Source organism: Mangrovimonas futianensis, assembly GCF_021245805.1.
GTDB classification, from domain to species: Bacteria; Bacteroidota; Bacteroidia; order Flavobacteriales; family Flavobacteriaceae; genus Mangrovimonas; species Mangrovimonas futianensis.
The window spans coordinates 195,744-218,918 of sequence record NZ_JAJJNF010000001.1; the positions used below are offsets into that span (position 1 = coordinate 195,744).

At 32.5% G+C, this 23,175-nt stretch carries 22 protein-coding genes; all 22 read right to left on the minus strand.

From position 1 onward, the window contains the following. Window positions 1-6 precede the first annotated feature (6 nt). Window positions 7-2,352, minus strand: a complete 2,346-nt coding sequence (locus LOK78_RS00940; RefSeq protein ID WP_232633174.1) for a GumC family protein — start codon at window positions 2,350-2,352, stop codon at window positions 7-9. After that, the gene (locus LOK78_RS00945; protein ID WP_232633175.1) at window positions 2,349-3,137 is read right to left on the minus strand and encodes a polysaccharide biosynthesis/export family protein; all 789 of its coding nucleotides are present in this window, start codon (window positions 3,135-3,137) and stop codon (window positions 2,349-2,351) included. The genes LOK78_RS00940 and LOK78_RS00945 overlap by 4 nt, the downstream gene beginning before the upstream one ends. 68 nt (window positions 3,138-3,205) lie before the next feature. After that, complete coding sequence (locus LOK78_RS00950) at window positions 3,206-4,357, minus strand: MraY family glycosyltransferase (protein ID WP_232633176.1); 1,152 nt, start codon at window positions 4,355-4,357, stop codon at window positions 3,206-3,208. 215 nt (window positions 4,358-4,572) lie between these two features. Further along, on the minus strand, window positions 4,573-5,331 hold the full coding sequence (locus LOK78_RS00955) for a glycosyltransferase family 2 protein (RefSeq protein WP_232633177.1): 759 nt from the start codon (window positions 5,329-5,331) through the stop codon (window positions 4,573-4,575). Further along, complete coding sequence (locus LOK78_RS00960) at window positions 5,328-5,885, minus strand: WcaF family extracellular polysaccharide biosynthesis acetyltransferase (RefSeq protein ID WP_232633178.1); 558 nt, start codon at window positions 5,883-5,885, stop codon at window positions 5,328-5,330. Before LOK78_RS00960 ends, LOK78_RS00955 begins: the two co-directional genes overlap by 4 nt. A gap of 4 nt (window positions 5,886-5,889) precedes the next feature. Further along, on the minus strand, window positions 5,890-6,837 hold the full coding sequence (locus LOK78_RS00965) for a UDP-glucuronic acid decarboxylase family protein (protein WP_232393965.1): 948 nt from the start codon (window positions 6,835-6,837) through the stop codon (window positions 5,890-5,892). Between the two features lies 1 nt (window position 6,838). Then, window positions 6,839-7,978, minus strand: a complete 1,140-nt coding sequence (locus tag LOK78_RS00970) for a glycosyltransferase (protein ID WP_232633179.1) — start codon at window positions 7,976-7,978, stop codon at window positions 6,839-6,841. Then, on the minus strand, window positions 7,971-8,957 hold the full coding sequence (locus LOK78_RS00975; protein ID WP_232633180.1) for a glycosyltransferase family 4 protein: 987 nt from the start codon (window positions 8,955-8,957) through the stop codon (window positions 7,971-7,973). Before LOK78_RS00975 ends, LOK78_RS00970 begins: the two co-directional genes overlap by 8 nt. After that, on the minus strand, window positions 8,954-10,213 hold the full coding sequence (wzy, locus tag LOK78_RS00980) for an O-antigen polysaccharide polymerase Wzy (RefSeq protein WP_232633181.1): 1,260 nt from the start codon (window positions 10,211-10,213) through the stop codon (window positions 8,954-8,956). The genes LOK78_RS00975 and wzy overlap by 4 nt, the downstream gene beginning before the upstream one ends. A gap of 30 nt (window positions 10,214-10,243) precedes the next feature. Continuing rightward, window positions 10,244-10,975: a glycosyltransferase family protein gene (locus LOK78_RS00985; protein ID WP_232633182.1), complete on the minus strand. Its 732-nt coding sequence runs from the start codon at window positions 10,973-10,975 to the stop codon at window positions 10,244-10,246. A gap of 406 nt (window positions 10,976-11,381) precedes the next feature. Continuing rightward, on the minus strand, window positions 11,382-12,401 hold the full coding sequence (locus LOK78_RS00990; protein WP_232633183.1) for a CgeB family protein: 1,020 nt from the start codon (window positions 12,399-12,401) through the stop codon (window positions 11,382-11,384). After that, window positions 12,402-13,529, minus strand: coding sequence for a glycosyltransferase family 4 protein (locus LOK78_RS00995; RefSeq protein WP_232633184.1), 1,128 nt, complete (start codon window positions 13,527-13,529; stop codon window positions 12,402-12,404). Then, window positions 13,530-14,525, minus strand: coding sequence for an acyltransferase family protein (locus tag LOK78_RS01000; protein WP_232633185.1), 996 nt, complete (start codon window positions 14,523-14,525; stop codon window positions 13,530-13,532). Then, the gene (locus LOK78_RS01005) at window positions 14,522-15,352 is read right to left on the minus strand and encodes a hypothetical protein (protein WP_232633186.1); all 831 of its coding nucleotides are present in this window, start codon (window positions 15,350-15,352) and stop codon (window positions 14,522-14,524) included. The genes LOK78_RS01000 and LOK78_RS01005 overlap by 4 nt, the downstream gene beginning before the upstream one ends. A gap of 9 nt (window positions 15,353-15,361) precedes the next feature. Beyond that, window positions 15,362-16,411 (minus strand): glycosyltransferase family 2 protein, encoded by a 1,050-nt coding sequence (locus LOK78_RS01010; RefSeq protein WP_232633187.1) that lies wholly within the window; start codon window positions 16,409-16,411, stop codon window positions 15,362-15,364. A gap of 7 nt (window positions 16,412-16,418) precedes the next feature. Continuing rightward, window positions 16,419-17,294 (minus strand): glycosyltransferase family 2 protein, encoded by an 876-nt coding sequence (locus LOK78_RS01015; RefSeq protein ID WP_232633188.1) that lies wholly within the window; start codon window positions 17,292-17,294, stop codon window positions 16,419-16,421. A 59-nt stretch (window positions 17,295-17,353) separates the two neighbouring features. After that, window positions 17,354-18,289, minus strand: a complete 936-nt coding sequence (locus LOK78_RS01020; protein ID WP_232633189.1) for a beta-1,6-N-acetylglucosaminyltransferase — start codon at window positions 18,287-18,289, stop codon at window positions 17,354-17,356. A gap of 62 nt (window positions 18,290-18,351) precedes the next feature. After that, on the minus strand, window positions 18,352-19,302 hold the full coding sequence (locus LOK78_RS01025; protein WP_232633190.1) for a sulfotransferase domain-containing protein: 951 nt from the start codon (window positions 19,300-19,302) through the stop codon (window positions 18,352-18,354). 85 nt (window positions 19,303-19,387) lie between these two features. Beyond that, complete coding sequence (locus LOK78_RS01030) at window positions 19,388-20,098, minus strand: sulfotransferase family 2 domain-containing protein (RefSeq protein ID WP_232633191.1); 711 nt, start codon at window positions 20,096-20,098, stop codon at window positions 19,388-19,390. Window positions 20,099-20,215: 117 nt separating this feature from the next. Further along, window positions 20,216-21,196: a glycosyltransferase gene (locus LOK78_RS01035; RefSeq protein ID WP_232633192.1), complete on the minus strand. Its 981-nt coding sequence runs from the start codon at window positions 21,194-21,196 to the stop codon at window positions 20,216-20,218. After that, complete coding sequence (locus LOK78_RS01040) at window positions 21,193-21,993, minus strand: hypothetical protein (RefSeq protein WP_232633193.1); 801 nt, start codon at window positions 21,991-21,993, stop codon at window positions 21,193-21,195. The genes LOK78_RS01035 and LOK78_RS01040 overlap by 4 nt, the downstream gene beginning before the upstream one ends. Before the next feature lie 13 nt (window positions 21,994-22,006). Further along, window positions 22,007-23,170, minus strand: a complete 1,164-nt coding sequence (locus tag LOK78_RS01045) for a glycosyltransferase (RefSeq protein ID WP_232633194.1) — start codon at window positions 23,168-23,170, stop codon at window positions 22,007-22,009. Window positions 23,171-23,175 lie beyond the last annotated feature (5 nt).

Sequence of the window (23,175 nt, forward strand, 5' to 3'; positions counted from 1 at the left end):
TCAGTTTTAGGAATTACTTCCATATCCATAACTGTAGCCATAATTGTAACCATAGGATTTCCCAGAAGTAACACCATTTAAAACATATCCCATATTTTTAAGTCTTCCTGATTCATGTAATCCTTTGGAAAACTCTAACAGATTTTTCTCTGTATAATTGGCTCTTATTAAATAAATTGTTGCATCTGCAAATTGAGAAATCATGGTCGTATCTGTAACCAAAATGGTTGGCGCCGTATCTACAATGACATAGTCGTAAATTTCCCTTGCCTCATTTAATAATTCTTCAAAACGGCCATTGGTTAATAATTGTGCTGGATTGGGAGGAATATTTCCAGAAATTAAGATGTCATGGTTATTATGCTTTTCAAATCCCTTGAGTAAAGATTTTTTCCAGTCAAATTTAGGATCGTGAAGATAATTAGAAAGACCCGCAGTATTTTTACTGATCCCTTTTTGTATATAATTATGAATTTGAGGATTCCTTAAATCAGCACCAATTAAAAGAATTTTTTTATTTAGGCTGGAAAGGGCCAACGAAAGGTTTAATGCCACGTACGTCTTACCCTCCCCCTTAATAGTAGAGGTGCAATATATAACTTTCCCTTTATCAACATCAATTTTCTGATTACTTGAAGAAATGAGGTAATTCACATTGGATCCCAAAATCCTAAAGGCCTCAGCTTGAGTTGAATTATCATTAGGATCAACAAACACAAGGTGGTGGTCTTTTACTATAGGTAGTTCTGAAATTATTGGAACCTCTGGAATTACAAGCTCAACATCTCTTTTACCCTTTACCTTCGTATTCAAAAGAAAAATTAAATACAATATTCCAAACGGCAACGCTAACCCCGCTATCAACGAGGTTAAATATACATTCTTTGGTGATGGCGAAATGGGAATCGAATTTGATAAAGCGTATTCCACAACCTTAACTGAAGGCTCTGTGATAGCTAAATTGATAGCAGCTTCTTCTCTCTTTTGAAGCAAAAATAAATAAAGACTTTCCTTAATTGATTGCTGTCTTTGAATAGCTCTAAACACCTTTTCTTTCCCTGGTAATGTTGAAACTTGAGATGTAAACATCCTATTTCTTGATTCAAAACTCTTTCGAGAAGCCTCTAATTGATTTTTGTAAGCTGTTAAGGAAGCATTAATATTTTCCTTGACATCAGCAATTTTAGAGTTGAGCAATTTTACGGTAGGATTATTCTCCATGGCACTCACTCCAAATTTATTCCTCTCAAAAATTAATTCATTATACTGATCGATTAAAGAATTAACATCTCCACTTTCTAGACCTATATTAGATGGCAATAAATCAGAAATAGTATCAGAAGCATTTAAAGTTTCGTCTAACAAGTCAGATAACATTATTTGGTTCTCAACATCGAAAACCATTCTTTCCGACTCGGTCATACTACTCACCTCTAAAGCCGCATTGGCTTCAAGGGAAATTAAATTATTTTCCTGCTTAAAGTCTTTTATTTCTCCTTCAATGGAATCTAACTCCCTTGCTAAATAATTAAATCGTTCATCAATGAAATTAATGGTTCTTCTAGAAACTTCTTGCCTGTCATTCTTACCATCTTCGTTAAATATATGAATTAGGGTATTGATAACAGTTTCTAATTTTTGAACACTTTCACCAGAATAATTTATTTGTAACAAATCACTATTATTACCTACCACACTAACCCCAATCTGACCTTTGAGCCTCTTAGCAGCTTCCCGAACGGGAACAAACTTTAAAAGATAGGTTTTACCTACATAGGAGTCTACCTTCGAATTGTCACTTAGTTTAATTTCAAAAGGCAAATTGTGCTTTACCTTATAAGTATTAAAATCAGGAATATTAATCGGTGTTTCTGATTGACCTGTATAAATATCAAATCCAGCCTTGGTTACTTCAATAGTATAAGCTCCCCAATTCACACTATCATTATCAATCGTTTTTAATAACTGAAAAGGCAAACTGCCTATTTCTGTTGTTCTTATATTACCAACATCATAAAACTCCATTGTTAGGTTTAACTCCCTAACAACTCTCTCCATGATACGATATGACTTAAGCACTTCTATTTCATTAGCAAGATTGATATTAGATCTACTGAAAACAAAAGCAGCTGTCGGGAGCTCCAGTCCCTTGCCCTTATTTAGAATTTTAATTTTAGCCGTTGAAGAATAGACTTTTGGCTGATATCTTAAATACAATACTCCAAGAATCAAAAAAATAACAACCGTACTTACAAATAAATACCAATATTTACTGTACTTAAAAAATTGTTGTTTTATAAAATCCCCTTGATTATTTGGTGATCCATTTGTATTTGAAGCAATAGGCGTCATAGATTTGAAATTAAGAGTACGGTTGAAATAATTAAGGTTAAAAATCCAACTGTTCCAGTAATATCTTTTAAATATCCTGCCTGCTTGACCCTTGGACTATTTGGGTTAACAATAATTAAGTCATTGGGTTTTATTTGATAATAAGGACTATTAAAGACCTCTCCAGACCTGATGTCGATAGTAGCTATTTGTCTTTGGCCATCCCGCTCTCTAATAAACATAATATCATTTCGCTTTCCATTAATCTGGAGGTCTCCTGCCATTCCTATAGCTTGAAAAATGGTAATATTATCTTCACTAAAGTTATAAGTTCCAGGACTACCTACCTCACCTAGAATCGTAAAACGTGCATTTAGTAAACGAATCATAACGGTAGGATTAACCAAATGTCCATCACCCTCCAAAATTCCAATTAAATCTCTTTGTAAGTCCCTCACTGTTTTTCCTTCAGTAGATATCTCTCCAAGGATAGGCAAATTAATAGTGTTCTCAGGCGAAACCAAATACCCTTGCATTAACATCATGGCATTTGATCCACTACTTCCTCCTCCCATGTTTGTATTTTGTTGACCAGTTGCAGGCTTATTATAAGGCTTAGCCGTTTCTTCAACCAAAGCAGCTACATCAATTTTTAAAATATCGTTGGGTTGAATTTTTGGACTCTCATATTGATAGTTTGTATTGTTGTATTGTTCAGAATCCTGTAAATACCAAATCTCCTTTTTTGTGGCACACGAAGTTACCAAAAAAATTATGGGAAGATAAATTCGAAGTATGTTTCTCATTGAATGTACTATAGAGTTACAAATATAACCCATTATAAGAACTAACAAAGTTTTACAGAAAATAGAACTTAAAAAATATTCAATTGTTCAGAAACACGTAAAGCTATTTGTGAGATTTTAGTATTCAACTTGACACGTTTTATCCAATTGTAAATAAAGAATATGGAATATAATGTCACCCCTGAGGAAATGAGTGTAAATAACTGCACGTGGATATCCCAGTCACTGCACCAATAAGTAATCATAACTAGAACGCCATTGATTGCAACTACCCAACCTGTGGTTTGTATATGTGAAAAGCCAAGTTGTAGAAATTTGTGATGCAAATGATTATTGTCAGCCTCAAAAGGACTTTTTTTCAAAATAAACATTCTAAACAGAAAAATTCTTAAGGTATCCAATAAGGGAAAAAACACAAAAGAAAGTGCAAGAATTGGTGCCGATTTATAATACTGACTGTAATCCATACTTTGTGAACTACCTATAAATCTTACTGCAAAAAAGGCAATTAAAAAGCCTACTAGCATCGATCCGGTATCACCCATAAAAATCTTATGATTTCTTGAAAAATTCAATCTTAGGAATGGAACCAGCGCTCCAATCAAAGCAATTGAAATAGTTGCCATACTAACATCTTTAGCAGATATAAATACAATGGCAAACATGGCACTTGCAAATAACCCCAAAGAACCAGCTAACCCATCAATACCATCAATTAGATTAAAGGCATTGATTATTAATAGGTATACGAAGAGCGTGAAAATAACAGAAACCCAATAAGGTAATATATAAATATCTAACAATCCGTGCAGACTTGAAATCCTTGTATCGGTAAAAATCATTAACAATCCGGCTGCTATTAATTGACCAACAAATTTCTTTTTCGGAGATAAAATCAAAAGATCATCTTTCAAGCCCAAGAAAAAAAGTAGTGTCAACCCTCCAAGAAGTAACAATAAAATTTTAGTATCCAATAGTGCTCCTATTGTTGTAATAACAACAACAATACTCAGGAAAATACCTATTCCTCCTAGTGTTGGAATTTTTGTTGAATGCATACTTCTTTCACCTGGCTCATCCATTAAATGCTTTTCATGAGCGACAAATAAAATAGTTGGAAAAGACAAAAAGGAAACTATAAAGGCTAACACAAAAGTAATAGTCAGCCAAATTCCCAAGTAATCTACAGGATTGAAGTAATCAAGTATTTCCTTTATCATATTAATTAATAGCTTTATTAAGAATCCTAAGATTCCTAACCTTTAACAAATTTACGACAATAATCTACAAATTAGACGTCTTGGGATAAAATTACTGAATATGCAACGATTCTTCGTTTAATTAATCCTTTCATAAATTAAACACTAAAATATTGCAATTTTAAGGGATTTTTCCAAAATTAATGTTAAAGCTATTAAAAGGAATTGTTATCAAACTACTTCTTAATCCATTGAGGAATCTTAGAAATATTCTTGAGACCAACAGTAACCAAGGGCAAGGGTAAACCATTTGATTTTGCAGCAATTAGATCTTCCTTAGTTTTTCGAATTAGATTTTTGATGCTTTTATTGCTAGCACCACCAACCCGCATTTTTACAACCGTTTTTTCTAAGAAAGCAAACTTAAATTCAGGGTTTTTAAAAATTCTAAGAATGAAATCATAATCCGCTGCAATTTTAAACTTTGTATTGAAAGCACCTTCTTCTTTATAAATACTACTATTCAAAAATAAAGTGGGGTGAGCTGGCATCCAGCCACGATTCAACAAAGATGGTTTGAAAATTTGACTCTTCCAGTTCCTAATGACATGTGAACTATCATTAAAATCAACATAATGAAGGTTGCCGTAAACTCCATCTACTTTTTCTGAATCAAAAAGTTCCACTATATTTTTCAAAATATCCTTTGAAGCCAAATAGTCATCTGAGTGCACAAATCCAATAATATCTCCTGTCGCCAATGCAATCCCCTTATTCAGGGCATCGTAAATACCATTGTCCTTTTCAGAAACCCAATTAACATTGCTTTTCGTATTGGCATATTCTTTAACTAAGTCCACGGTCCCATCCAGCGACCCTCCATCAATAATAATATGCTCAACATTAGAAAAGGTTTGGTCTAAAACTGAATCAAAACAAGTTTGGACCGTTTTTACGCTATTGTATGTTGCTGTTATTATGGAAACTGTTTTCATTTAGAAATTTTTCTTTCCTTAACGATTTCTGCAGGATTTCCTTTGTAAATCATGTTAGGATTTAAACGTTTTGTTGCAATTGAACCAACAGTTAAAACACTACAGGATCCAACCACTACTCCGGGTCCAACTACTGATTTCGCACCTATCCAACACCCATCTTCCAAATTGATTTCTCCAACCAAAAGATCAAATGTACTCTTTTTAAAATCATGATTTCCACAAAGCAACAAGGTTCCTTGAGATAGACAAACATTCGTTCCTATTGATACTTGAGCTAAATTATCAATCCAAACGCGTTCTCCTATCCAACTGTTGTCTCCAATTGATAATTTCCAAGGATATTTGATGTTCACATGAGGTTTAATGACCACTTTTTTACCAACTTCAGCTCCAAACATTCTCAAGAAAAAAACTTTTAACCTAGATGATGGAAATAGTCCCGTTTGAAAGAAAATTTCATTTATAAAATACCAACAAAGTCTTTTAATGATTCCCGCTCCTGGCTGGTACCAGGAATTATCAAAAGCAGACAAATCGACTTTGTTAGCCATGTTTTTAGTTTCCTTTCTTTAACAAATCATCGAAATAGGCGATGGTTTTAACCAAGCCTTCTTTTAATGGAATCTTAGGCTCCCAACCATTCAGTTCCTTTTTAGCCAGATCTATAACCGGTTGTCTTTGTAAAGGATCATCCTGTGGCAAAGGCATATGGATAATTTTGGATTTGGTTCCTGTAAGATCAATGACTTGTTGAGCCAACTCCAACATAGTAAACTCTCCAGGATTCCCAACATTTACGGGTCCAACAAAGCCATCTCTACTATTCATCATTCTGATCATTCCTTCTACCAAATCATCCACATATTGAAAACTTCTTGTTTGTGTACCGTCACCAAAAACTGTAATATCATCTCCTTTTAGAGCTTGAACGATAAAATTTGAAACTACCCTACCGTCATCAGGATTCATTCTTGGCCCGTAAGTATTGAAAATTCTAACAATCTTAATATCCACATCATTTTGAATATGATAATCCATGAATAAGGTCTCAGCACAACGCTTCCCTTCATCGTAACAAGATCTTAAACCTATCGGATTTACGTTCCCCCAATAACTTTCTGGTTGTGGATGAATAGCAGGGTCACCATAAACTTCAGAGGTAGAAGCCTGTAGAATTTTAGCTTTGACTCGTTTAGCCAGTCCCAACATATTAATAGCTCCCATCACAGAAGTCTTAATGGTTTTAATAGGATTATACTGGTAATGAACTGGTGACGCTGGACAAGCCAAGTTATAAATCTCGTCAACCTCAACCATATAAGGATTAGTTACATCATGTCTAACCAATTCAAAATAATGGTGATCCATGAGGTGCTCAACATTTCTTTTGCTTCCAGTAAAATAATTATCCAGACAAATGACTTCGTTGCCTTCACTCAATAATCTTTCACAAATATGAGAGCCAACAAATCCTGCTCCTCCAGTTACTAAAATTCTTTTCATTCTAAAAAAATATGTTTTTGGTACTTTCTATTAGTTTTGGATTCTCTGTAAATATCTTTGCGTAATTATATGATGATCGTGACCACAAATTAAAGGTTTTCTCATCCATTAAAGAAAATGTATTTAACATTTCTACAAATTCTGAGGATTTGGAAAGTGATATATCGCTTCCTATTTGTTTATCCTTTAGATTTCTCCAAGGGGTTTGATCAGAAATGATTACAGGACATCCATTCTGCCAAGATTCCATAATCACATGTCCGAAATTTTCATGCATGGTGGGCAAAAGCAATACATGCTGTTCTTTCAGGACCGTAGCCAATTGAAAATTAGGTATGGCCCCCAAATAATCAACACTAACATTTAAAGGCATACTATTTATAATTTTCTGACATTTATCCCAGTAATCTTTTTCATCAATAGGGCCAATGATACTAAAGGTAATTTTCATATCCTTTTTGGTCTCTTGAAGAAAATTAAGGGCATGGATCAATCCTTTTTTGAAAGCAATTCTAGACAGAAAAAAGACCTTTAAATGATGAACCTCTTTTGTACTTTCAACAAAAGAAGCCATTTTTGATGATAAATTGGGAGCTATTTTGATCTCTAGATTATCACCTAATTGCTTTATAATTTCATCTTTTTCAAGTTCGGAGGTAGCATGCCAAACAACCTTTTTGTGAAAACCAAGCCATCTAAACAATTTCAAAAACACTTGCTTTTTTAATGGTTTAATAGCTAAAGCTCCAGCTCCTAACATCCCCCTTGGTGCCAGAACTTTTTTTATTTCAACAGATCTATAAACCCATTGTGGAATAAGACTGAACTTAATGGAAAAGAAGGAATTAAAATAAATGGCATAAAAATTTGCTTCCTTGAGGAGTCTCAAGTACACCGCCTTATTTTGATGGGCTTCATCTAGATAAATAATATGATAGCTCTGTTTATCAATCCAAGAATTGAAAAGAATATTTTGATAAGGATCCTTTTCTCCCAGATCTTTATTTGAGGTCACTACATAAAAGTAAAACTCATCATTAAGATGAGAAATCATATTATTTACCGATTGAATAGGCCCCCCAGCCTTATATCCGGGCAAAAACCAATCGATAAAAATTAATACATTTTTTTTTCTATTCATCAGCAATCTCCTTATATAAGCTTAAATATTGGCCAGCAATTACTTTCAATTGAAAACGTTCCACATTTTTCAAACCTTTCGCAACAATTTCAGACCTAAAAACTTTATTGGATATAACCTTTTCCAGACCAAATTTAATCTCGTTAACATCAAAAGGATTTATTAAACAAGCACCCTCTCCAGCTATCTCCCTCATAGCTCCAAAATTGGATGTTATAACGGGTCTCCCTATGGATTGCGCTTCTATAATTGGCATTCCGAACCCCTCATAAGTGGAAGGAAACAACACCAAATCACATTGTTGATATAGGCGCACTATGTGCTCGTAAGTAATATTCTGAAAATTCTCATATTGCAAACCATATTCATCCAACAATTTCTTTTGTTCTATTGAGAGTTTCCCAACAATCCATAATTGACACGTAATATGTTTTAAAGCTTCAATGCTACGTTCTAAATTCTTATTTGACTTTGTACCAATTAAAAGAACAACTGGATTACCCTCATGAAATTCACTTGGGGAGAAATCAAGCTTTTCATTTATAGAATTATAAATAACTACCACTTTAGATTTCGCAAATGGAACTAACTTGATGAATTCTTTTTTAGAAAAATTTGAAATAACCGTTATCCTATCAACTAACATCGAAGGTATCCAAAACCAAAATAATTTGATAAACAATCTATGAAAAAATGAACCATAAAAAGCTGATTTAACATCATGCACAGTCAACACGCTTTTTCTCCCCAACACCAAAGCTAAATAGTTTACATGGCCTGTTATGTGATTAATTTCTCCTTTATTCCTTTTTGCTTGTTTTAAATTCTCTAGTACACTTCTGATATCTGCTCCAGCATATTTTAATTGGACTTCCTTTACTGGAATATTTTTTTCAATTTCTCTTGAAATATTATGGAAAAGTTCTTCAATACTATTGAATTGAGGAAGCCTGTGTCTATAAAAAAAGGTTAATTTCATACGATTTCCTTCAACGGCCAATTTAAATATTTTCTAGCTGCCCAAAAAAACAAAGCGACGACTATTGAGGCTTTAAAAAGGTGATTAAGAACAACTACCAACTCGGTTTCTGCCTTCACCACTTGAAGAAAAAGAACTGGTAAAAAAAATAAAACCAAGGGATATTTTAAAGCTACTTTCATCAAATTATTCCAATACCATGCCAAAAAAACTCCCCATACAATCATGAATACGATACCATTTATCACACCAAAATTTGCATAACTTTCTCCGATAATACTCATACCCATGGATGTGTTATCTCCTAATGGCAAGCCCGTGTATTTCTCAAAATTCTCTTGGCCTCCAGCAAGCTTTTTATTTGGATTTAGAAATCTTGGAAGAATACTTGAAAAAATAGCCTCCTTTATAGTATCTCCTCCAGCATATTCCTGAAAACTTGGAGTATAATACATAATAGCCGAAATAATCCAACCTTGATTTAATCTTACGTTTAATTCTTCGGTACTATCCTCCTCTTCAAAATATCCACCCGATATCCTATCATCCAACAAACTGACAAATAATTCAAGTTTGTTCCCAGAATAACCTTGCCAAACATTTTTTCTAAAAACGCCTTTAACTGACTGAATACCAATAGCAAAAATAATCCCTGCAAAAATTATTGCCATTTTCTTTATCATAGTGGGTTTATTTTTAAGGCACCAATACATAAACATAAAAACCCCCCAAAGTAATAAATCATGAAATAGGGCTTTAGCCAAGGAATTTGCAAACAAATATAACAGTGCGCCATAGAAGAAATACTGATCACTTTTTTTAGGTGAAAAATAAAGTAGGATAGCCCCTATGAATTTGAATTGAGCAACCAAAAACAAAAAAAATGCAACGCTACCAGGAGCAAATGAACCTAACATATCAGCCGCAACCCCAATAAAGAGTAAGGTTTTGGAATAGGGCTGGTATTTTAAAAAGTTGATTTCTGAAATATCTTTGTAACTTCTTAAAATGAAAAACAAGGGCAAACAAAACACTAAGAATCCTGGAACTATATAAGACATATAAGTACTTTGATCTACATACATATAATACTTATAATGACTGTTATCTTGCCCATAACTAATGTAAGGTCCGATAATCCATTGTAGTCCAGCAATCAACATTAATAGTTCCAAAATTGGAAGTCTTTTTCCCAATCCAGAAATAAACTTCCATGAAATAAAAACTACCAAAACAATCCCAACAATTGACCACATATTCTACTTTTCAAATCTCATTTTATGTTTCTACACCTTGTTATCACCAATCAATAAGCCAATTAAATCACCCAACTCTTCTTCGCAATTAAACGGAGATGCCTCAAAAGCATTTGAAAAGACTTTCTTCGTTTCCAAAAGTGACTTTTCATTTAAATTAGTGTAATCTACCTCCAAGACCCCTGGATTCTTCCCTGCATTCAAATAAGGTTTACAGCCTTTTAAATTTGCAGAAACCCAAACTGTTAAACCACAAGCCAAATACTCAAACAACTTGTTTGGAGCATTGTGAATGTAATTTTGATTATGCCCTTTATAAAGGACCAAACCAACATTATAATTTGATGATATTACAGGGATTTGATTATACTCAACACCATCTAAATGGCATCTTACATTCCTTAGGTTTAAAGCATTCAAGTAATTCTTCACATTATCCTTTAAATTGTAAGAGTATATATCCAACTCAAGAAGCTCTGCATTATCTCTAACAAATTCAATTATTTCCTCAATATAAGTGTTCTCAAAAGATAAAGCACCTATGTACAATAATTTTATTTTACTCTCATCATTTCTTTTGGAGTAGTATGATCTCCAAGATTTTGGAGGGAAATTTGCCAATGTTTTTAATTTATCCTTCTCAACCCATGGGTAATCTTCAGCAAATAGATCTAATCTAGATTGATTAGTCTGTGAAATCCAACAAGCTTTACGAAATAAATAATTAACTTCTCTTTTATTAAAAAACTTAATCAAAGACATACCATTACCATTGAAGTCGGTTTTGGAATAATATTCATGATAATGAATAAAAACATTTACATTCCTATTAAAATATCTTTTGTAAAGGTAAACAGGGTATGAACTATGCGGTTCAAAATAAATAACATTGTGAGGCCTAAATAAGAGCATTCTCAGAAGTGGCCCGCAAACCATTATTATGTAACTAATTATTTTCTGAAAAAAATTAACAGAATAGGAAGGGTAAATAGACCTGTAAATCCTTATCAATTTATTGGAATAAGGCTCTCTACTTTTATTGTTAGTAGTTGAGTAGGCTACTACTTTTAAATTTTGATTCCTTGAAAGTACGTTTAAAAAATTTGTTACTGGAGGATAAAATTCCAAAGGCAAAATATGATGCACAAAAGTTCTTCTCATTTCATTGCTATTTTACAAAACCAATTTTAGAACATATCTTTTTCAATTGACTTTCATAATCAAGGCCACATTGATGAACAATATCATGGCCTTTTAAGGTCATTTCTTTCAAAGATTCAGTATCGTGAGCTAATTGTTTTATGTTTTCCAACAATTCTTTATAATCACTAAAATACAATACTGCCCCATCATCAAAATATCCTTCTATCTCAGAGTTTTTCTCAGTAACTAAAAGCGTTCCACAAGCCGGAATCTCAAATGTACGGGTGGTGTGAAGTTCTGGAAACCTTTTAGACAATAATCCCAACCCAAAAAATGCTTTGGAAATGGTTAGCGCATATTCATCTTTCAAAAGACTATCACCCAAAAATTCTAAATTTTCATAGGTATGTGAATTTAGAAATGAATCCCATTTTTTACCAGCCAATTTTACCCTAATTCCATTATCCAATAAAACCCTCAAAATTTCACCTCTTGATGGCTCAAAGAGTCCAATAAAAACAACATAGTTTTCCTTTTCTTGAAAAGACACTCTAGGATAATGAACTTGTTTATCAAAACCTTGCGGTATTAGTATAAAACTTTTGGGATCTATTAGTTTTAAATAATGTTCTCTTTCAAATGATTTGGTTGAAATTATCCAATCATACCATTTAATACTTTTATAAAAATGTGAAGATTCATTTTCAAAAAAAGCGGTATCCGGTGTGTAATGGACAAGACAATTTCCTCGGGACTTTAAAAATTGTGTTGTGGATTCTTTAATAAAAACTCCTTTATCTATCCAAATCAAATCATAATTTCCATATACCCTCTTCCTTATAAATTTATTCACACCTCTAATTAAAGGTCCCTTTTTAAATCTGAATCCCAAGGATCGCCAAACTCTCAAAGTCTGAAAAAAAGGTAAATGGGTGTCTATTACTTGAAAATCTGTTGGGTTCAAAATATCCCTTAAAGTTTCCCCTCTCATTTTTGAAGTTGTTCCATCAGTAAACTGACCTATATACAAAACCCTTACACTCATTTAATTTTCAAGTAATGTTTTATCAATTATTGTTTTCAAGTTTAGACCTATTTCATCCCAAGAAAAATTTTCATGATTAAATTTCCACGCCGCTTTTCTCATCATTAAATACTTCTCTTTATCATTCAACAAAGATGAAATAGTCTTTTTAATCAAGTCACTCCCTGGATTATAGGGCAATAAAACTCCGGTCTCCATTGATTTAATTAATTCTGGTATAGCAAATTGATTCACAGAAACACTAGGACAACCAAAATATCCTGCTTCGGTAATTACCAATGGATTGGTATCCTCTCTGGTTAAATGCATCAAAAGAAATGATTTTGAATACAATTCCCTCAATTTTAAATTATCCTGGTGATTTTCCTTATTTAATCTTCCATGATAAATGACCCCAGAATGTTTTAGAACTTTATCTTCTGGCTCCCCACCAACAATATGAAACCTTAATCGACTATATTTTTTGTATAATTCCTTAAATACCTCGAAGACTAAATCACCTCCTTTTTGATAAAAATTATTGGCGACCAATAATAAATCAGCCCCTCCATTGTATGTGTCAAATTCTGGTATTTGTATACTTCCACCTCTACCTAACCCCAAAAGTTTGTCTTGAGATAACCCATATTGTTCTTGACATCTTTCTGAACCCCAAACAGATTCAAAAAACACTTTTTTAGAATTTGACAACCATGCCTTCTCTGTATCGAAAATACGTTGAATGTCACTAGACTCAAAATCCTCATAAGAGAAGGTGTTTTCAAAAAATTGCTGAAAATTAACATCATTATAAGCCATATAAGGAACTGTGGGCTTACATAAAATCCAAGGAGTAAAGCCTCTAAAAAATATGAGATCATAACCACTTGCTACTTTTTTAAACTCTTCAGAAATCTTTTTCAATCTGGAAGATGAATAAAAACTAAACTTACCAGGTTGATTAATAATCTTCCTTAGAAATTTTGACAAGTACTTTTCAATTAAATTTTCTGGAGTCTTTATTTGATAATATCCGCAATTAAAATGTTTTTGAAGTTCCTTGAATGTATGAAAGTTTACAGCATTTGCACCCCCAGTTTGACTCTCTTTTGGCAAAGTCGATATGTAAAGGATCTTTTTAGAATTCATTTAAATTATATTTCCATTTAAAATTTTAAATACCCTTTTGAACCTTCTATTTAAAAAAACACCAAGTCCTAAGGCTATTAAAAATCCAATAATTGGAAAAACCATTTTTGCTTTGGACAAATATCCACTGAAATATCTAAAAATCACTAATTCCATCATAAAATATATGGCCGGATGATACAAATAGATAAATAAAGTGTACCGTCTTCCCAAATTTGACAATATATCCTCCTTTTGAAATAAATAAAGCGAAATCAAAAAAATAGAAATTCCCATCACAACAGATCCAATCAATAATTGATGATTATACATATGGTAATGATAAAATTTCCAAAAACCATAAGCTTCTAAAAGCTGAAGAAACCATCCGAAAAGAAATAAGGAAATAAGAGATATGGTGGTTACCTTTTTTGTGGGAAACAAAGAAAAAATTAACTCTTCCTTCCTTCTAACTATAATTCCAATATACATGAAAGGAATCGAACTTAAAAATCTAGGTAAATTATAGGAAATATTGAATCCCAGTATTTGATCATAAGAATCAGAAAAAAGAGCCGCAATGAGTATTATCAAAGCTAGAATGGGCAGGTACTTTTGAGTGTTTAAAAAATGTAAAAACCAAATAATGAAATAACCAAAGATCATTGAACCAATAAACCAAAGATGATGGTAAGTTCCAATAAAGATATTTTCAATACCAATTGTTCCCGTTTTAGAATAAATATCAATAAAATAATAACCAACACTGGAAACCAATAAAACTGTAAAAAGCTTAACTATGTTCTTTTCAATTTGGACAAATGGTAGGCTACCATTTTTAAATTTACTTCCAAGAAAATATCCAGTTACTATAAAATAAAAAGGCACAGCCCAACGCCCAAGTAACCTTAACTGAACCTCTACTCCACTATTTAAATCACCCATTGAAGTATGGAGCAGCATAATGCAAAAAGCTCCTATAAACCTTAAACGGTCTATACCTTGAAATCTATTCATCTAAGTTTTAAATAAAGACTTCTTAAAAAAGTTGTAATTCTAGGGACAAATCTCACAACTATATTATCCAAAAATTTAATAGATAGTTTTGAATTTCTTGATAATTCATTTTGCAACTCTGAGGGAACAAAGAATTCCCTTTTAGAAAAATTGATTATTTCAAGATTAGAGAATAATGCTAAAAATTTGGCATTTTTCAAATAATGCCTGTATCTAGTTTCGGTATTCAACTCTTGTCCCTTTATTTTCATACCATCAAAACTACTACCTCCTCCTTCTCCTGTGACTTTATTCAATCCATCATCTGTAAATTCTAGGCCCAACCTTTCTGATATTACTTGTCGATAAGCAAGGTCAGACTTCCATCGATTAAATGATATAGTTACTAAACCATCACCTAAAAGATTTGTATCCCCTTGATATTCTCTTAAGTATTGAAGATATAATTGCCTTAAATTAAGGCCCAAATAATGAGCAGGGTTTGACATATTTGACTTAAGCCTACTGGCATACCAGTTAAACGGGTCTCTTAAAATTAAGATTGAAACTCTTTTCTTTACTATCGGGTGCTTTCTTCCTTTTATTATTCGCTTAAATATGCGAAGGTTATAATCCTCAAAACTTATTAATGAAACCTTAGCACTTGAACCATCTCCCCTAAATTGTTTGGGGTTACCTTTATATGGGTCATTAGGCCAAACATCATTGTAATACAAAAAGTCACCTTGAATTTGAGGAAGAATCCAATTTATTATGGCGTGATTTCCAGTTCTTCTGAGTCCGATAACCATAAACTCCCTGTCTATATTATTTATTTCTTTCGGCATATGAATTCTTTAATTGCTGGACACCTTTTCACCCTTTAGGGCATGTGCTATTTTGTTTTTAGTTTTTAATTTTAAAATGGCTTGCCATCCGTATTCATAAGCCAAGTTTTGTATTCTGTAAGTAAGCTTCCAACCCAATACCCTATTCAACAAATTAAATAGACTTCCACCTCTTGGTTTTAGATCGCTTCCTCCAAGAAAGGTAATATATTCTTCCGCCTTACCAATAAGATCCTTGTGATTTGGATACATTATATAAATCCAACTTTGAAATCGGTTAGCCAAAATTCTTTTTATTCTATCCGAATTTTCCACACTCAAAAGTGATTTCATGGCTAATATAGTTGTGTCAATAGCTGATTCCATCGCCATTCTAGAGGTTGTTCCAGAAAGAGCACTTGTAACTCCCTTACGATAATAAATTTTTGCTCCCTCAGCAAACATCACTCCCTTTGAAGCCACTAGTAACCTAGTTGAAAAATCAAAATCATTGTTCAGTGTTAAATCTTCATTCCAATAACCTGCTCTCTCCAATAATCTTCTAGGGATTAACCACATCCATGCGCCCATCATTCCCTGATCATATTCATGGGAATCAAAAAACCAATCCATTGTGTTACTGTAGTCACGATGAGTTACTTCTGACGGAAATGTTAAATCCTCAAAGTTTTGATAAAAATAGACCCATTTACATGATGCCAGTTTATCTTCAGAACGGGATAAAACTTTAAATTGCTGCTCTAAGTGCTCAGGATGTAATATATCATCTGCATCAAAAAACTTAATATATTTCCCTTTGGAAATCTTAATACCTTTGTTTGAAGTTTTTGTCTGCCCGATATTTTTTTGACTAAAATATTTAATCCTCGAATCTTCTATTGATGAAATAATCTCTTCAGAATTATCTGTGGATCCATCATTTATAATGATTAACTCAAAATTCTTAAAAGTTTGATTTATTACAGACTCAATAGCTGAAGCCACATATTTTTCTGCATTATATACAGGCATAATGATTGAAATTTCAACTTTTTGAGTAGCAATTCTAATTTCTTCCATCTATTTTTTATTTCATAGACCTTAATAATTCCATCAAACTATAGTCACAAGACTGCATTACCTTTAAACACTCTAAGAACTTACCTCTTAGAATCAACATTTTAAAAAGATGCCTCCCAAACCGTCTTTTTAGTTTAACTTGAGCTAAATCCAATTCTTGATTAGTCAATGGGATATGAGGATTTTTTAATGTGCTGTCTGCTAAACTATATCGCATTTTTATAATGTCAATCCCCTTTCCCTTTTCCTTCATGATTTCTTGTTCCTCATGTTGTCGCCAAAAAGTTAAGCCAGGGACCATTTTTACAATTGGATATTGTAAAGCCATTTTATACCACATTTCTGTATCACCGATATATCTTGTACCAGTAAATTTACCTAAGTCTTCAAACTCCTTCCGTCTCATAATGGCTCCTGTAGGACCGAAATTTAGAACACCACGTTTTAGAAATTCCCGTCGAAAAGTTTCCTTAGGTTCCATTAAAAAGGGATAGGGTAAATAATCTTCGGCTACCTCTTGAGATATACCCAAAACCGCCATAGGAAATTGCTCCATTGTATTTACCATTATTTCTAAGCCATGAGGATAAATCAAATCATCTGCGTCTAAATATTTTATAAAGGTCCCTTTGGCATATGAAGCTGCTTTATTTCTATTATGATAATCACCTAAATTAGCGGTGTTTTCAAAAACCTTAATTCGGGAGTCCTTTGCCTCATATTGACGAGAAATCCTTACGGAATCATCACTAGACTTATCGTCAACAATTATCATTTCCCAATTTTGAAAAGTAGACTTGATAACACTTTCAATACAAGCGCCAATATATTTTTCTCTATTGTAAACGGTAGTCAGAATAGATACTTTAGGGTGATACTCCATGAAATAATTTAATTATAAAAATTCAGTTTTAATACTCAAGCAATCTAACTCTTTTATGGTTAACAATTAGCATCGATTAGATCTAAAACATGTGGAGATGTGCTCATATCGAACTTTCTGGCAAACAATTTGGAACTCGGTTGATTCATTAGTAAATCGACATCTTCAATTCCAAAAGTAACAGGTAAAGGCACATTTTTCCTGGACCAATCTATAAAATGAATATTATTTTTAATTAATAACTGTTTTCTTTTATTATTTATCTCCATTAAAATCGTTTGAAAAAATTGTTCGTCTGCACAAAGCGTATATTTATAGTATTGATCTATTTCCTGTTTATTTTCCTCATAAAAGGCATATAATTTCTTAATTGTGCATGTTCTTAAGCACCACCATTGAGATCCTTTATGATGATAAATGAAAGGTGACTTTCTGCTCCTGCATAAAAAAACACCCAGCTCTCGAGGCTTGATTTTGTTCTTTAAAAACAATTTAAAATATTGAAATATATTTTTGTAAGACGAATTTAAAATTGGATGAAGTAATATGTAACTGTCTTTTAGAGATGAGAAATTAACTTTAAACATATTAATCCTAGAATCATAAATATTAGATTCCTTTACCATAGGGCTCTCAGAAAAACTTATAAAATCTGCACTTTTATTTTCTATAAGGTATTCATTAATTCCTTTTAGGGGCTTGATGGGATAATCTTGACCACTCAATAAAATAAAATAACCTTCATCAGCAATTTTCAAAGCTTCCTTTATCAAATTCAATGTGGCCAAAACTTGACTGTAATCCCCCCAAATACAGTCCAAACGATCCTTAATAAAATGAACGTTCGACAAAGTCAATTGAGCCTTAAACTTTTCAATATCTGATTTTAAATCAATATGAATAAAAAAATAGCTCCTTTCGTCTTGTAATTTATTAACTAAACGACTTAACTGATCGGGATTTTTATGAGCCAGAACGAGGTAATATTTATTCATGGATTGAAAATAAAAAATCAATTTCTAGTAAAAAAACATAGGGTAAATTCTTTACTATAGATCTAAGTTGCATTTAGAAAAAGTGTTAGTTCAGAACTATTGGGGGTTGAGTCAAAATTATATATGTTTTTTAAGCCAAAATGTTCTAAAATCCTCAATCCTGATTCATATTCCACATCATTAATTGAGTTTCTCCAGCTTGATATGCTAAATGTTTTCTTTGAAGATGTTTTTGATGGTTCATTAATACTTTCTGTTTTTAAAGTAGCATCAAAATCATTAACATGCCCACCTAAAAAAGCACTTACTCGATTTAACTCTTTTTGAGGATTCATCACCCAATCTTCATAAAAGGAAACACAAAGCCGTCCGTTACTCCCAAATTGTTTTAATGGGACATAATTAATGATAGCCCAAATCAAAATATGTTTCTCTAGTGGAGTTCCATTTTTAGAAATTTCTAAAATGTAATCCTTATACGGATTTAAAAAATCATCGCACAAATTAACTTGGTTTAAGAATTCGCCGGGGTCATTTAGCCAATCCCATCGACCTTTATCCACTTTTGACAACGCAACCGCAAACGGATTCCTCAATAATAAAACAGGCTTAATTTGGGCATATTTTTCACAAACCGCATGTGCCATTAAATTCACAAAGACATCTTTAACAAGAATACTATCCTTATTACCGAACAAAATTTCAGAAGTTAAATTTTCTACTCTCGGATTATAAATCTTTCCTGAGAAAATTTTTATCACCCTTTTGTCCAAAGCTCCACTCAAATCACCTACTCTCAAATATAAATGATGACGAAAATTTACTTTAATCAAATCTTTAAAAGAAGAATGAAAGGGTTCAAACAATTCCCTATAATTTTCCTTATGGTTGATAAGTGAAGCAACCCAAGTAGTGCCGCTTCTTCCAGACCCAAAAAGCCATACCGTTTGATTATACCTTCTAGGAAAATATAAACTTGACCAAATTAAAAGTTGTTTTTTAATATTACCCATTAATTATTTGATATCATGACGCCAAACGCAATTAATTACTTTCTGATATGAATTTAAGTTATCTTTTAAATTTGTTTCATGTAAATCATTCATTACCAAAATTGTAAGCGAAAATATCTATATCCCTTTTATAAATCTTGTATACTTTATGTTTTAATTCCTCATTATAGTAATCCTTATAACTTGACTTATTTTTTGTAGATACATTTTTGTGCCCTATTCCCCCTTTTAAATCAACTTTTAATAATTCCACAACTTCATTTAAATGCGTTTCAAAATTTTCAAACCTACCTAAATAATCCAGATTATTAAGATCAATCAGTTTTGACTGTAATCGTAAGTGATGATCACATGACTCAATATCCAATTCACTCACATAATCAACAAACTTTTCAAAGCTTTGTAATTCTTCTAGTTTCTCACTTGAAAAATTAAAATAATTACAATCAACAACTTTATTTCTCCAACAAGAGACAATCCTTTCCCAAGGGTTTCTAACAAAAGCAAATTTAAAATAGTCCTTATATAAATTTACTGGATATCGACAAGCCATAGGGTGCTCAACGTCTATTTTAATTTGTGCTTGATCAAACATATCAAATATGGTTCTAGTTCCAACCTTAGCTACCCGAAACCAAATAAACTTTCTTTCATGACTAATTGTGATATTATAGCCTTCATTAGAAGGTATATACGGAATGTATTTTAACAAAGAGTGACAAAATTTTTGATAGAGTTTGCTTCCATAGTTCAATTCATAGGAATATCCATTTGTTTGTTTTACTGTCTTTAACATATTTTTATTTACTATTATCGATAACCCGCCTCTTCTAAAATTTCTTATGCTCCATTTAGTTTCGCTTTATCCATAAATATCGAAACTTAATAATTCATAAGGTTTAAATCGTCCAATCTATTTTAAAAATTTTTTGTATTGTAAAATAAATCGCAACCACCTTCCCCACAATCTAAAATCACGATTACATTTGAAAAACGCCTTTGAAACGACTACTAAACCCTTAAGGTCCCTTGCATTCATCAAATATGGAATATAATTTAATAGATAAACTGAAGCTGATTTGTTTCGGCCTCTCCTTATACGCTGTAAAATACTGGTTGGAAGGTACTTTTCCATTATCTCGAAAACCTGAAAAATAGTACCTACCCGTTTACCTCCTTTAATGGATTGGGTCGAGGAATTTCCTTCAAAAATTCGATAATATGCAAATGTTTTTGGAGTATATACAAATTTAAAATAAACAGAAGCTCTAACATAAAACTCCCAATCCTCCATATATTTCAATCTTGAATCATAGCCCCCTAAGCTTTCGTAAACTATCCTTTTAAAAACAATGGAGGGTGGCTGAATTTGTTGCCAAGTAGCAATGGTTTCGTTAAAGTCATCAAGAATTCCTTCACTTGATGCAAGTAACTCTGTCTGTCCTATTATTTGATTATTTTCATCCACATACTGGCAATGACAAAAAGCAGCCGATGCCTCAGGATAAGAATGAAAAAGGTCACCCATTTTAGAGTAGAAACCAAATTTTACCATATCGTCTCCATGCAATAAATGCACATATTCCCCCCTTGCCATTTTTATGCCCGTGACATAATTTTTAGATTTACCTACGTTTTGAGGTTGCTTAAAAAAAGTTATCGGAACCGTAAACTCTTTCACTACTAATTCAGGATCATCTGTAGAAAAATCATCAACAACGATAATCTCCATCAATTGATTTCCTGGAAATTGCTTTACAACAGACTTCAAGGTTTGCCTTAAATAAGTAGCACAATTGTAAGTAGGTATTACCACAGACCAAAGTGGCCGATGAGTTAATCCCTCAACTTTTTTAATTGCTTCCCGATATGAATCATTAAACTTATCGATCATGATTTATACCCAATTAAAGGGAATTTCCTTCTTAAAACTACTTCGATAAATTTTCGTGCTAATCGAACCGGAATCCAGTTATTTATTTTTTTTATGTCATAATGATATTTACCAAGTTTATTTTTCTTCAACACATTGTGTTGAATTGTTTTAAAAAGGCCAAACACATTGTGTGGATATTTATATCGATAGGGAGGAGAAATCCTGAATATATTATCCGCTTCCTGATAAACTACAGCCCTTTGTCCTTCATGCATATGAAAAACCTTAATACTAAAAGCTGGATTTAGCACATTATACCCAGCAGTTTCCAAATCATACATAAATCTATTATCACACCGAGGTACTCCAAGAGGGTAAGGTGCCTTTAAACCTTCCTTTATGGAACCTTTAAACACCCATACATCTTGACTATCATTGTGGTTATACAAAAGTGGTTTTTCACCTTCAGTGGTGTCATATCTGGATAAAGCAAAACATGTATTATTCCAATTCAAATCATTTAGGACCCCTATATTTTCATCAAAAAAAATATCTGTATTTGCTATCATATGAAAATCATCTGAAGAACCTTCACTGTTTATATAACCTATAAAATCATCATATAAAGGTCTCTTATCAATTGAGACTTCTATAAGCTTAGAAGGCATCATAGACTTTAAAGAATTGCCTTCATTAAAGACAACAATGGAAGATATTTGAGGATTATTTGCGTTTTTCAACAAACAACTAATAAGTTCCTGTCTTCTAGCGCTATTACTTTCATTATAAAACGTAGTATATAGATTAATTCCCATACTTTGTGAATCGCTACTTTAACCCTTTCTTTATTAAAAAGTTAATCGTTTTTATTAATCTTTCTTTTAGAGGTTCCTGAAAATAGGAATAATACCACTTGGGGATGGGGTATAGATACTCCATTACTTTCATACTTATTTGATTATGTATGATATCCTTTTTCCTAACCAAACTTAGTTCTTCGCCTTCCGTTTTATAAATAATATTAAGCTCAATTGGTTTTAAGTCTAACCCAAATGAAATCATTTTATTTTTGGCCGGCAAAAGCGTAAACACCAATTCCTCATCACCTATTGCATGCAGCTTAGATCCAAAAAAATCGATATGCACATCTTTAAAGTTCAATTCAGTTGTGACGCTAACTAAATAGTTAGGTTCTATCATAAAGGCATCATCATATTTTGGAATACTCTCTTTAATTACAAATAGATTATCATCAAAATCTAGCGCCAAGGAATTGGAAAAAACATGATCTCTTTTTGAAATATTAGTTCCCTCCTCCTTCATGTTCATTGAAAATGAGACATAAGGATAAAGTACATACCTATTCGTTTCCTTCAAATAAAGAAAATAAGGCTTTTTCCATGAATTTTCAGACCATTTAATAATTCCATCTGGGAGTTTATTAAAGTCTAAACTCCTTTCGTTTTCCTTATACCAGTTTCTGAAGGATTCCCACTGATTTTGAGTCCATGTTTGCCCCCATGAACAGGGCACCTGCATTAAAAAAAAGTCACTTGAACTCTTTAAGGCCTCAAAAGGTACCATGGCAGCTTCGTTAAATGTTGCATGGTACAAAGATACCTGAGCTACTTCTGGATTATTGTCAATTAAAGACAAGGTACTAACAGCAAACTGATAAAACTTAGGAGAAACTATCAAATCATCCTCCAGCATAATTATGGCCCCATAATGTTTGGTTAAGTCTCCACATGTCAACACGTGCTGTTTCAAACCTAAATTTTTAGGCTGCTTGATTATCTTTTTTTGTCCCTTCCAAAAAAAGTCCTCTGCAACTTGACTAACCGCCCCTATAAATTCACTGGAAAAATCAATACTGATAATTATATCTGGATAGTATGTATCATAAAATGCAGTACTTATTGATTTTAATAATCTATTTAGACTTTCTGGACGATTATAGGCAACCACAACTATGGCCGGACGACTTGACATAATAT